This window comes from Streptomyces sp. NPDC037410 (genome assembly GCF_055602235.1).
The window spans coordinates 19,999-32,259 of record NZ_JBVJWR010000003.1 but is presented as its reverse complement, the minus strand read 5'-3'; the positions used below and the strand labels follow the sequence as shown (position 1 = coordinate 32,259).

Annotated in this window: 9 protein-coding genes; 8 read left to right on the top strand and 1 reads right to left on the bottom strand. The window is 69.5% G+C overall.

All coding sequences use genetic code 11. The features are described 5' to 3' along the window. Positions 1-121: 121 nt before the first annotated feature. The 8 genes from ACZ7HT_RS05510 (at position 122) to ACZ7HT_RS05475 (ending at position 10,148) form a co-directional block, all read left to right on the top strand. Entirely contained in the window at positions 122-535 is a 414-nt protein-coding gene (locus ACZ7HT_RS05510) for a DUF7144 family membrane protein (protein WP_471160158.1), read from the top strand. Between the two features lie 18 nt (positions 536-553). Beyond that, positions 554-2,074: a gluconokinase, GntK/IdnK-type gene (locus ACZ7HT_RS05505; RefSeq protein WP_471160157.1), complete on the top strand. Its 1,521-nt coding sequence runs from the start codon at positions 554-556 to the stop codon at positions 2,072-2,074. Continuing rightward, positions 2,071-3,030: a cyclase family protein gene (locus ACZ7HT_RS05500; protein ID WP_471160155.1), complete on the top strand. Its 960-nt coding sequence runs from the start codon at positions 2,071-2,073 to the stop codon at positions 3,028-3,030. Before ACZ7HT_RS05505 ends, ACZ7HT_RS05500 begins: the two co-directional genes overlap by 4 nt. A 123-nt stretch (positions 3,031-3,153) precedes the next feature. Further along, positions 3,154-4,758, top strand: a complete 1,605-nt coding sequence (locus tag ACZ7HT_RS05495) for a GMC oxidoreductase (RefSeq protein WP_471160153.1) — start codon at positions 3,154-3,156, stop codon at positions 4,756-4,758. Positions 4,759-4,920: 162 nt separating this feature from the next. Further along, complete coding sequence (locus ACZ7HT_RS05490; protein WP_471160150.1) at positions 4,921-5,760, top strand: SDR family oxidoreductase; 840 nt, start codon at positions 4,921-4,923, stop codon at positions 5,758-5,760. Between the two features lie 36 nt (positions 5,761-5,796). Then, the gene (locus ACZ7HT_RS05485) at positions 5,797-7,272 is read left to right on the top strand and encodes a cytochrome ubiquinol oxidase subunit I (protein ID WP_471160148.1); all 1,476 of its coding nucleotides are present in this window, start codon (positions 5,797-5,799) and stop codon (positions 7,270-7,272) included. After that, positions 7,269-8,327 (top strand): cytochrome d ubiquinol oxidase subunit II, encoded by a 1,059-nt coding sequence (locus ACZ7HT_RS05480; RefSeq protein ID WP_471160145.1) that lies wholly within the window; start codon positions 7,269-7,271, stop codon positions 8,325-8,327. Before ACZ7HT_RS05485 ends, ACZ7HT_RS05480 begins: the two co-directional genes overlap by 4 nt. A 45-nt stretch (positions 8,328-8,372) precedes the next feature. After that, positions 8,373-10,148, top strand: a complete 1,776-nt coding sequence (locus tag ACZ7HT_RS05475; protein ID WP_471160143.1) for a cation:proton antiporter — start codon at positions 8,373-8,375, stop codon at positions 10,146-10,148. Positions 10,149-10,172: 24 nt separating this feature from the next. Here ACZ7HT_RS05475 and ACZ7HT_RS05470 read toward each other — a convergent pair whose 3' ends face one another. Beyond that, positions 10,173-12,020 (bottom strand): glycoside hydrolase family 15 protein, encoded by a 1,848-nt coding sequence (locus tag ACZ7HT_RS05470; RefSeq protein WP_361625652.1) that lies wholly within the window; start codon positions 12,018-12,020, stop codon positions 10,173-10,175. Positions 12,021-12,261 lie beyond the last annotated feature (241 nt).

Below are 12,261 nucleotides of genomic sequence, written 5' to 3'. Positions count from 1 at the left end.
CACCGGTCTTCTCGCCTTGCCGACGTGCGCCCGGAGGACGGCGGGGGTCAGATGGGATGTATGCGTTCCACCGGACGGAGACGTCTCGGCGGACCGGCCGGACGACATGGAGGAGCCTGGCATGACGACCCACACGAGCTCACCCGGTCGGCAAGCGGACACGCACAGCAGCGGTTGGCTGGTGTTTGCCGCCGTCATCATGATCGTCAACGGCATCATGATGCTACTCGGAGGCATTTCAGCCATCGCCAAGGACGACGTGTTCCTGGCCACGCGCAACTACGTCTACGAGCTCAACCTCACCGGCTGGGGCTGGATCCACCTCATCCTGGGCATTCTGATCGGGCTCACCGGCGCCGCCCTGTTCACGGGCGCCACATGGGCCAGGGTCGTCGGCGTGGGGCTGGCCGGTCTCAGCATGATCGCCAACTTCATGTGGCTCCCTTACACCCCGTGGTGGGCGCTGGTGTTCATCGCCATCGACGCCCTCGTCATCTGGGGGTTGTGCGTCGCGCCACGGCCGATGAAGCACTGACGGCCGGGACCGACACCCATGGCACACGAAACAGCGACAGGGGAACTTCCGCAGCTGGTGCTCGTCGTCGGCGTCGCCGGGTCGGGCAAGTCGACGGTGGGGCGGCTCCTCGCCGATCGACTGGGCTGGGCGTACCGGGATGCGGACGAGTTCCACTCCGAGGCCGACCGCGCCAAGATGGCGGCCGGCCATGCCCTCACGGACGACGACCGGGAGCCGTGGCTCGACGCGATCGGGGAGTGGATGGACGGGGCGATCGCGGCTGGTCGGCAGGCCGTCGTCACCTGCTCCGCGCTCAAGCGTGCCTACCGGGACAGGCTGCCGGCAGGGCGCCCCGAAGTTCTTCTGGTGTACCTGCACGGCTCGCGCGAGCTGCTGGGCTCCCGGCTCGCCGAGCGGCACGGTCACTTCTTCCCGGCGGACCTGTTGGGGACCCAGCTCGAGGATCTGCAGGAGCCTGAGCCCGACGAACACCCGTTGGTGGTGGAGATCGATCAGCCTCCGGAGGCCGTCGTCGCATCGGTGCTCTCGCTGATGCGCCGGGCAGCCGACTCCGGTAGGCCGCCGGCCGGGTCTGTCACGGAGCAGGCCGTCCACACTGTTGTGCGCGATGCGTCCCCCAGCCCGACAGGCGCGTCGTGGCGGCTGGTCCACGGAGAGCAGAGTGTGACAGTGGTCCAGCTGGGCGGCGCCCTGCGCGACTACGCGGTGAACGGCCGACCGCTGCTCGACGGGTTCTCCGCTGGGTCCGCCATCACGGGCGGGCGGGGGCAGCTGCTCGCGCCCTGGCCGAACCGCGTGGGCGGCGGACGCTACCGCTTCGGCGACCAGGACCACCAACTCCCCCTGACCGAACCGGAGAGGGACAATGCGATCCACGGGCTGCTTCGCTGGTCCCTGTGGAAGCTGCTGGCCCGTACCGACGACGCGGTCCGGGTCGGCACGACACTCTGCCCTCAGCCGGGATATCCCTTCCTCCTGGAGGTCTGCGCGGAGTACCGCCTCGACCCCGACGGGCTCGAGACCGCCGTCTTCGCCACCAACGCCGGTACGGGGCCGGCACCTTACGGAGTGGGGCAGCACCCCTATCTGACCGTCGGCACCGACCTCGTCGACACCGCGCTGCTGACGGTCCCCGCCCGGTACCTGATCCGCACCGACGACCGGGGGCTGCCGATCGGCCAGGAGCCGGTCGACGGCACCGCGTACGACTTCCGCACCGCCCGCCCCATCGGCGATCTGCGACTGGACACGGCCTTCACCGGACTCGACCGCGGCCCCGACGGCCGGGCCGTCGTGCGCCTGGCACACCCTTCCGGGCTGCGGGGTGTCGATCTGTGGCTCGGCGAAGGCACCCGGTACGTACAGGTGTACACGGGGGACACTCTGGCGGAACCCGAGAGGCGGCGGCGTGGTGTCGCCGTGGAGGCCATGTCCTGTCCCCCGGACGCCTTTCGCAGCGGCACGGATCTCACCGTGCTCGAGCCGGGCTCCACGCATGTGCTCCGGTGGGGCCTCAGCCCCTGGGGGCCGCCATGACCCCGACCGCACGGCCCGCGGCCGTGCCCGATCCCGGTATGCCCGCGCACGAGTTCCGGGCGCTCTACGAGCGGCTGCGGCACGGAGCGGCGCGATCGACGGAGGGCGGTCGGCCCGGCGCACTCCGCCATGTGACGCCCGAGCGGATCGTGGCCGCCGTCGCGGAGGTCCGCCTCGGACGTACGGTGTCGCTGGCCGCTCCGATCGAGACCGTGCCGGGCCCCGACGACCCCGAGCCCGCGGTGCACAGGATGACCGGCCCTGCTTCGGACGACCTCGGCGCGGAGGGGCTGCACTTCGCCACCGACCGCTTCGCCATGAACGTGCACGGGGACGCGGACAGCCATCTCGACGCGCTCTGCCACGTGGTGTTCGACGGGGAGCTGTACGGCGGGGTGCCCGCGAGCAGCGTGACGCCCGAGGGTGCCCGTGCGCTCTCCGTGGACCTGGCCGCGGACGGCCTCGTCGGTCGGGGCGTGCTGCTGGACATCCCGCGGCTGCGTGGCGTGCCCTGGCTGGAGCCGGGCGACCAGGTGACGTCGGACGATCTGTCGGCCGCCGAGGTCGCGCAAGGGGTTCGCGTCGGACCGGGAGACCTGCTGTTCGTACGGGTGGGGCATCGCCTCCGTCGTACGGAACTCGGACCGTGGAACGCGGCGACGGCTCGGGCAGGCCTCCATCCGACCGCCCTGGGGTACCTGGCCGAGCGGAAGGTCGCTGTCCTGGGCAGCGACGGCAACAACGACACCGCACCCAGCGCGGTGCAGGGCGTCTCCTTCCCCGTGCATGTCCTGGCCGTCCATGCCATGGGCATCCATCTGATGGACTACCTGCAGTTCGAGGACCTGGCCCCGGTCTGCGCGCAGGCGGGGCGATGGAGTTTCCTGTGTGCGGTCGCCCCCCTGCGGCTGCCCGGAGCCACCGGCTCGCCGGTGAACCCCATCGCGGTGCTGTGACCGACGGGGCCGGGCGGCGACCACCGCTCCGGTCGCCGTTCAGGGGGAGGGCGGATACGTTCGAACGGGTGGGACGCTCGGCCCCGCACAGCGGGAAAACGGGCCCGACGCCAGTCCCGGGCCATGATCGCAAGGACGGTGGTCGCCGTGGGCGACGCCCCTCATTACGACGTCATCATCATCGGTACCGGCGCCAGCGGCGGCACCCTCGCCCATCGGCTCGCGCCGTCCGGCAAACGCGTACTCCTCGTCGAACGCGGCGACTACCTGCCGCGCGAGCGGGACAACTGGGACTCGACGGCCGTGTTCGTCAAGGGCAAGTACAGGGCGCCGGAGTTCTGGCTGGACAAGCACGGCAGCGAGTTCCCGCCCGAGGTCAACTACTACGTCGGCGGAAACACCAAGTTCTACGGCGCCGCCCTCTTCCGCCTGCGACCGGAGGACTTCGGCGAGCTCCGTCACCACGGCGGCCTCTCCCCCGCCTGGCCGATCCGGTACGAGGATCTGGAGCCGTACTACACGCAGGCCGAGCACCTCTACCTCGTGCACGGACGGCACGGCGAGGATCCGACCGAGGGCAAGGCGAGCGCCCAGTACGCCCATCCGCCCGTGGAGCACGAGCCGCGCATCCAGCAGCTGAGCGACGACCTCGAGAAGCGTGGTCTGCGCCCCTTCCATCTACCGATCGGCGTCAATCTGAGCCAGGAGAAAGGGGGGCGGGCCACCCACTCCAGTGTCTGCATCCGGTGCAACCGAGTGGACGGCTTTCCGTGTCTGGTACGCGGCAAGTCGGACGCCGAGGTCATCTGCGTGGAGCCGGCCCTGCGGCATCCCGACGTCGAGATGGTCACGGACACGCAGGTGGTCCGCCTGGAGACCGATGCGAGCGGACGCACTGTCAGCGCGGTCGTCGGCCGGCTGCCCGACGGCTCGGAGGTCCGGTTCACGGCGGACGTGGTCGTCGTCTCCTGCGGAGCCGTCAATTCCGCCGCGCTGCTCCTGGCCTCGGCGAACGAGCACCATCCCAACGGTCTCGCGAACAGCTCCGACGTGGTCGGCCGCTTCTACATGCGGCACAACAACCTGGCCCTGATGGCGGTGTCGAAGGAGCCCAACGACACCCAGTTCCAGAAGACGCTGGCCCTGCACGACTGGTATTTCGGGGCGGACGACTGGGACTTCCCGCTGGGCGGCATCCAGATGCTGGGCAAGTCGGACGCCGAGCAGATCCACGGCGAGGCGCCTCGGTGGGCCGGTGCGGTCACACCGGACATGCCGTTCGAGGTGCTGGCACACCACGCCGTCGACTTCTGGCTGTGCGGCGAGGACCTGCCCCTTGCCGACAACCGGGTCACCCTCGACGGTGACGCCCGCATCCACCTCGCTCTCGACGAGAAGAACAACGTCGAAGGCCTGAAGCGGCTGCGGCACAAGTTGCAGGGCATGCTCGGCCACCTGGGCATGCACGAGCACCACCTGCTGTCCCACAGCATCTATCTGCACAAGGGCATGCCGATCGGTGCGACGGCGCACCAGGCGGGCACCGTACGCTTCGGCACCGACCCCGCCGCCTCCGCGCTGGACGTCAACTGCAAAGCCCACGACCTCGACAACCTGTACGTCGTCGACACGAGCTTCTTCCCGAGCATCGGCGCGGTCAACCCGTCCTTGACGGCCATCGCCAATGCCCTCCGGGTCGGAGACCACCTCTTGGCTCGGCTGGGCTGAGACCAGGAGCCGTTGGGCCGATCGGGCGAAGATGGTCGGCCCAACGGTCCAACGACGGTTCTCCCCCCATGCCGCCCGCCGCGGTCGGTGATTGCGTGACCTCCAGGCCCGCCCGGCAGCAGCCGGGCGGGGCGCAGTCGCGCAGCGAGGAGGCAGGGCAACATGGGTTCCACCGTGGATACACCGCAGGGTGTGATCCCCGCACGTCTGCTGCAGGGTCAGAAGGCCCTGGTCACCGGGGCCAATTCGGGCATCGGCAAGGCCACGGCCATCGGCCTGGGCCGTGCCGGCGCCGACGTGGTCGTGAACTACGTGGCCGGCCGTGACGCGGCCGAGGAAGTGGTCAAGGAGATCGCCTCGTTCGGGGTGCGCGCGGCGGCCTACGAGGCCGACGTGTCCCAGGAGGACCAGGTCACGGCCATGATGGACCGGATGGTCGAGGAGTTCGGGACCATCGACATCCTGGTGGCCAACGCGGGACTGCAGCGGGACGCCCGGCTCACCGACATGACACTCGCCCAGTGGCAGAAGGTCATCGACGTCAATCTCACCGGTCAGTTCCTGTGCGCCCGGGAGGCGGCCAAGGAATTCCGGCGCCGCGGCGTCGTCTCCGAGGTGTCCCGCGCCGCCGGGAAGATCATCTGCATGAGTTCGGTGCACCAGATCATCCCGTGGTCGGGCCACGTCAACTACGCGTCCTCCAAGGGCGGTGTGCAGATGATGATGCAGACCCTGGCCCAGGAGCTCGCACCGGAGAAGATCCGGGTGAACGCGGTCGCCCCGGGGGCGATCAAGACGCCGATCAACCGCGCTGCCTGGGAGACGGCCGAGGCCCGGGAGGACCTGCTGAGGCTGATCCCGTACGACCGGATCGGCGACCCCGAGGACATCGCGAACGCCGTGGTCGCACTCGCCTCCGACCTCATGGACTACGTCGTGGGGACCACCTTGTACATCGACGGCGGAATGACCCTCTTCCCGGGCTTCGCCACCGGCGGCTGACTCTGTTCCCGGACGTCACGAGAAGCAAAGGCACGTATGCCCACCTCGTTCCACCTGCTGGCGGATGCCCCGGCCCAACTGCTGCCGGCCCGGCAGCTCATGGCCTTCACTCTGGCGTCCCACATCATCCTGGTGCCGCTGGGCGTGGCCTTCCCCTTCATCACCCTTGTCATGCACTACCGCGGGCTGCGCCGCAAGGACGCCACCGCCCTGCTCCTGGCGCGGCGCTGGTCGGCCGTCATGGCGGTGCAGTTCGCGGTCGGCATCGTCACCGGCACCGTGCTCTCCTTCGAGTTCGGCCTGCTCTGGCCCGGCATGATGGGCAGGTGGGGTGATGTCTTCGGCATCGGATTCGGCGTCGAGGCCTGGGCGTTCTTCCTGGAGGCGGTGCTCATCGCCATCTATCTGTACGGATGGCGGCGGCTGAAGCCCCGGACGCACTTCCTGCTCGGGCTGCCGCTCCCGGCCGCCGCGCTGCTCGGAGCGTTCGGCATCCTGGCCGCCAACTCCTGGATGAACACGCCGCAGGGCTTCTCCCTCGACTCCGACGGCACCCCGGTCGACGTGAACGTCTGGAAGGCGATCTTCACGCCGATGTTCGGGCCGCAGTACTGGCACTTCGTCGTGGGGATGATTCTCACGGCGGGCTTCGTGGTGGCCGGTGTCTACGCCGTGGGCTGGCTGCGCGGCCGCCGGGACCACTACCACCGGCTCGGATTCGCCGTTCCGTTCACGATCGCCGCGGTGGCCACGCCGGTGCAGTTCGTCCTGGGCGACTCCATCGCCCGGTCGGTGTTCCACAAGCAGCCGGTGAAGTTCGCCGCGATGGAGATCGTCTGGAAGACCGACACCCGTGTGCCGGAGTACCTCTTCGGGCGCCTGCAGGAGGACGGGAGCGTCAAGGGCGGCATCAAGATCCCGCTGCTCGACTCGTTCCTGGCCGGATTCAGCGCGGACACCGAGGTGGTGGGACTGACCTCCGTCCCGGCGGACCAGCGGCCGACGGCCACTCAGGCGACCATCGCCCACTGGGCCTTCGACATCATGGTCCTGATCGGGTCCGCCCTGGTGCTGCTCGCCCTCTGGTACGGCCTGGTCTGGCTGCGGCACCGTCGACTTCCCGCCTCGAAGTGGTTCTACGGCCCGGCTGCCTGCGCGGGCGTCGCCTCCGTCGTGGCCGTCGAGTCGGGTTGGATCGCCACCGAGGTGGGGCGTCAGCCCTGGATCGTCTACCAGAACATGCGGGTCGCGGAGGCGGTGACCTCGACCCGCTCCACCAGTCTATGGATCATGCTCGGCGTGGTGATGGTCGTGTACGTGTTCCTCTTCGGCTCGTTCCTCGTCATCCTGCTCAGGATGCGCACGCGCTGGCGACTCGCCGACGAGGAGCGGGCTGCCGGCGGGCCACCCCACACGCCGGAGGCGGACACCCCCTACGGGCCGCGGGCCCCCGTCCCCGCGGGTGACGGCACCGCCGCCGGCGGAGCCCGGGCAGAGGACGGCCGCCCGTGACCGCCGACCTCATCGCCGTGGTACTGCTCCTCGCCGTGGCCGCGTACGCCTGTGCGGGCGGCACGGACTACGGGGCAGGCTTCTGGGATCTGACAGCGGGGGGAACGGAGCGCGGCCGACGGCCCCGGTGGCTCATCGACCACGCCATGGCTCCCGTGTGGGAGGTCAACAACGTCTGGCTGATCTTCGTTCTCGTCATCATGTGGACCGGCTTCCCCATCCTGTTCCAGACCGTGTTCTCCGCGATGTGGCTCCCCCTGGCGCTGGCCGCCATGGGCCTGGTGCTGCGCGGCGCCGGCTTCGCGTTCCGCAAGCCGTCCCGGCGGCTCGCGGGCCGGCGGCTGTACGGTGCCGTGTTCGCCGTGGCCTCGGTCGTCACGCCGTTCTTCCTCGGTGCCGCCGTCGGCGGGGTCGCGTCGGGACGGGTGGCGCCCGGTACCACGGCCTCGGCGGACGCCTGGTCCAACCCCACCTCCATCATGTTCGGGCTGGTCGCCATCGCGACCAGCGCCTTCCTCGGCGCGGTCTTCCTCATGGGCGACGCCCGCCGCTTCGATGCGCCTGAGCTGGTCGGCTACTTCAGGCGGCGGGCGCTGAGCACGCTCGGCGCGCTCACCGTCCTGTCGGTGATCACCGGCTTCGTCACCCACGAGGACTCCCCCTACGTCTGGCACGGACTCAGCCACGGCCTGGGGCTGCTCTTCGTCGTCGTGGCCGGGGTGGCAGCGCTCGCGACAGCCTGGCTGCTCCTGCGGACGCCGGGCACGTGGGTGCGCGTCACGGCGGTCGGCGTCGTCGCGTCCGCCGTCATCGCCTGGGGCATGGCGCAGCGCCCTTACCTCGTCCCCACCTCGCTGACCGTGGCCGACGCCGCCGGCGCACCCGCCACCCTGACGTGGCTGGCGATCGTCACCCTGGTGGCCCTGGTGCTCGTCGTGCCGGCCGTCGTCTTCCTCTACTGGCTGGACACCCACAAAGAACTGGAAGAGCTCACCGACGCCGAGCTGCGCAGAGGAAGCGGCACGGACGGTGAGGGCGCGGCACCAAGCGGCTGACCATCCGGTCCCCCTCGCGCCTGGTATCCGAAGAAGGAAGCCGCTGTGACCGAAGACGAGATCCTTCTCGGACTCGCCCTGACGGTGGTGCTCGCCACCGGCTCGCAGATCCTGGCGAGCAAGCTGCGCGTCCCGGCCCTGATCATCCTGCTGCCGATCGGGTTCGCCGCCGGCGCGATCACGGACGTCGTCAATCCGGACGAGTTGCTGGGGCCGGCCTTCTCCGACCTGGTGTCGCTGTCCGTCGCGGTGATCCTCTACGACGCCGGCCTGGGGCTCGACCTGCGCAAGCTCACCGGCCGCACCCGCGGGATCGTGGGACGGCTGCTCCTGTACGGCGTGCTGCTGACGTTCCTCGTCATCGCGGCGGTGGCACCGGCGATGTTCGACATGCCGCTGCGCGTGGCCGCGATGCTCGGCGTGATCCTCGTCGTCTCGGGTCCCACCGTCGTGGGTCCGCTGCTCGACTTCGTGCGGCCGACCGACAAGGTGCGACGCATCCTGATCTGGGAGGGGACGCTGACCGACCCGATCGGCGGCATCCTCGGCGCGCTCACCTTCCACGCCATCGCCTCGACGCACCGGGTCGACATCGGCCGGGGATACCAGCTGGGTCAGTTCGCCCTCAGCATGGCCGTGGGGATGGTCGGCGGGATCGTGGGAACCGCGCTGCTGTGGTTCACTCTGCGGACCCTTCGGCTCGGCGAGACCCTCGGTACGCTGGCTCAACTCGCCACCGTGATCGCCGTATCCGCGGGCTGCGACATCGTGCGGGACGACACGGGGCTCATCGCCGCGATCGTCACGGGCCTGGCCGTCGCCAACGTCCGAGGCTTCGACATGCCGGCTCGGCGTCCCTTCTTCGAGACCCTGGTCCAGCTGATCATCGGGCTGCTCTTCGTCTCCATCTCCTCCACCGTCACGCCGGCATCCCTGGTGCCGGTGCTCCTTCCCGCGCTCGCCCTCATCGCGATCCTCGTCCTGGTGGTGCGGCCGCTCGTGGCCTTCGTCGCGACGGCGCGCTCGGGTCTGACCCGGGGGGAGCGGGCCTTCATCGGATGGATGGACCCGCGCGGCATCGTCGCGGCGGCCACGGCATCGACCTTCTCCGCCAGCTTGGTCCAACGAGGGGAGAGCGGGGCCGCGAGGATCCTTCCCGTCACGTTCCTGGTGATCGTGGGAACCGTCCTGCTCTACTCGCTGACGGCCGCACCCATGGCCAGACGGCTGGGCGTCGTCAAACCGGCGGGCACGCGCATCCTCCTGGTGGGCGGGGAGCCGTGGGTGGTCGACCTGGGACGAGCCCTGCGGTCCGCGGGATTGGACGTGCTGATGTGGGCGGGGCTCGACGAGGAGCGGGAACTGATCAAGGAAGCGGGGCTCGACCTGGCCAAGGGCGATCTGCTGGCCACGGCCATCAACCCCGGGGCGCGGCTCGAGGGAGTGACGGCCGTGTTCCTGGCCACCGATGACGACGACTTCAACGCGCTCGCCTCGGTCGTGATGCAGGACAACGTCGAGGGGCCCGTCTACCGGGTCGGGCCCCCGCACGACAGCCATGGAGTGGTCGCCCCCTACACCGGCGGCGACATCCTCTTCGGCCGTTCCCTCGTCCGTCACGTCCTGGCGGAGCGCTACGAACGGGGTGCCCGGTTCGTGGTGCAGCCGGCCTCCGACCCGCTGCCGCCGGAGCACGAGACTCTCTTCGTGGTGCGGGCCGACCAGCGGCTGGACCCGATCACCGAGAGGCAGGAGGCCGTCCCGCAGGAGGGCGACACCGTCGTTCTCCTCGGTTCCGTCCCCATGACCGGCGGGCATTGAACCTCGTGGACCGGCTCCGTGCGACTACCTCCCGCCCCTGCGCGCTCCATTGAGCTTCGCGTCCAGGGTGATCGCCGCGTCGATCAGCGCCAAGTGCGTGAAAGCCTGGGGGAAGTTGCCCAGTTGCCGACCCGTCAGGCCGATCTCCTCGGAGTACAGGCCCAAGTGGTTGGCGTACGAGAGCATCTTCTCCAGCACCAGCCTGGCCGTGTCGGTGCGTCCGGCCCGGGCCAGGGCGTCGACGTACATGAACGTGCACAGGGAGAAGGTTCCCTCGGAACCGCGCAGTCCGTCGGGAGACGCCTCCGGGTTGTAGCGGTAGACCAGGCTGTCGCTGACCAGCTCACGTTCCATCGCGTCCAGGGTGGACTTCCACATCGGGTCGTCCGGCGTGATGAACCCGACCGTGGGCATCCGCAGCAGCGACGAGTCGAGGACATCGTCGCCGTAATGCTGCACGAAGGCCTGCTTCTGCGGGTCCCATCCCCGGCTGAGCACCTGCGCGTAGATCTCATCGCGGGCGTCCACCCAGCGGCCACCGGCCGCGGGACGCCCGTCGTCGAAGGCAATCCGCAGGGCGCGGTCGAAGGCCACCCAGGACATCACGCGGCCGTACGTGAAGTCCTTCCGGCCGCCACGGGTCTCCCACAGCCCTTCTCCGGGCTGATCCCAGTGGTCGACCAGCCAGTCGAGCAGTGTGTGCAGCGCCTTCCAGCCCCCGTTGTCGAGGTGCATGCCGTGCCGGTGCGCGAAGTAGATGCTGTCGAGCGCCTCGCCGTAGATGTCCAGTTGCAGCTGGGTCGCTGCTCCGTTGCCGATGCGGACGGGGGCGGAGCCGCAGTACCCCTCCCAATGTTCCAGGGTCTCCTCGACCAGGTCGGAGGAGCCGTCGACGCGATACATGATGTTCAGCGGCCCGGTGGCATCCCCGTTGCCGGCCTTTTCCTTCACCCGGTCGTGCAGCCAGCTGATGAACGCCGTCGCTTCTTCCCTGAAACCCAGGCCCAGCAACGCGTACACCGAGAACGACGCATCACGGATCCAGGTGAACCGGTAGTCCCAGTTGCGCTCCCCGCCCAACTGCTCGGGCAGCGCCGCCGTGGGGGCGGCGACCAGGGCGCCGCTCGGCGCGTAGGTCATGAGCTTGAGCGTCACGGCCGAACGTTCCACCGCCTCCCTCCAGCGGCCCGAATAGACGGACTGCCCCAGCCAGGAGCGCCAGAAACCGACTGTCTCGTCGAAGAGCCGCTCGAACTCCGCCACTCGGACCTCGTGCGGCGGCTCGCCGGGGGACGACTCCATGATCAGGCCGCGCTGCTGACCGGCCTGCAGGGTCAGACTGAAACGCAGGTCCTTGTCACCCGAGAGGACCGTCAGCAGCCGGTCGTCCTGCGGCTCACGGACGGCGTGCACAGCAAGGTCCATGTCCTCCGAAGTGAACAGGGCTCCGTGCTCCGTGATGTGCAGCTTGTGCGGCTTGCGCCCGTAGTCGAAGCGCGGAGCGATCTCCCCCTCGAACGTCATGCTGCCCCGCACACAGCGCAGCATGCGGACCAGACGGTGCCGGTCCGTCGCCGTCGTGCCGGTCACCGGCATGAAGTCGACCACCTCGCCCGCCCCGGCCTCGGTCATGAAACGCGTCACCAGAACGGCGGTGTCCGGATGGTAGAGCTGCTTGGTGGTGTAGGCGTCCGCGGCCGGCCTGACGGTGAAGTGGCCGCCCTTCCGTCGGTCGAGCAGAGCACCGAAGATGCTGGGCGAATCGAAGCGCGGACAGCAGAACCAGTCGATCGTCGCATCGGTTGTCACGAGGGCCGCGGTCTGCAGATCACCGATCAGGCCGTGGTTCTCGATCAGGGGGTAGTCGTCCATATTGAGCCCCTTTCGGCCCCGTCAGACAACGTTCGGGCACCGTTACGCGGCGCCCGAGGCGGTCCAGGCACCGTTCGGCCAGCTTAGGCCGATGGTGTCGTCCCGTCCTGGCGAGCGAGTCGCACCGGGCGCGGTCGGGAACTCTGCCTCTGCGCCGCTCCGAAAAGGGCTCTACGGTGAGTGGCAGCGCTCCCGCTGAGGGAGCCTGCGCACTCATGTGCCTCATGAGCAACGGACTCCT

Bases quoted from the DNA above. Each gene is read 5' to 3' on its own strand.
- ACZ7HT_RS05490 (WP_471160150.1), top strand. From the start codon at position 4,921: ATGGGTTCCACCGTGGATACACCGCAGGGTGTGATCCCCGCACGTCTG.
- ACZ7HT_RS05500 (WP_471160155.1), top strand. From the start codon at position 2,071: ATGACCCCGACCGCACGGCCCGCGGCCGTGCCCGATCCCGGTATGCCC.
- ACZ7HT_RS05485 (WP_471160148.1), top strand. From the start codon at position 5,797: ATGCCCACCTCGTTCCACCTGCTGGCGGATGCCCCGGCCCAACTGCTG.
- ACZ7HT_RS05510 (WP_471160158.1), top strand. From the start codon at position 122: ATGACGACCCACACGAGCTCACCCGGTCGGCAAGCGGACACGCACAGC.
- ACZ7HT_RS05470 (WP_361625652.1), bottom strand. From the start codon at position 12,020: ATGGACGACTACCCCCTGATCGAGAACCACGGCCTGATCGGTGATCTG.
- ACZ7HT_RS05495 (WP_471160153.1), top strand. From the start codon at position 3,154: ATGATCGCAAGGACGGTGGTCGCCGTGGGCGACGCCCCTCATTACGAC.
- ACZ7HT_RS05505 (WP_471160157.1), top strand. From the start codon at position 554: ATGGCACACGAAACAGCGACAGGGGAACTTCCGCAGCTGGTGCTCGTC.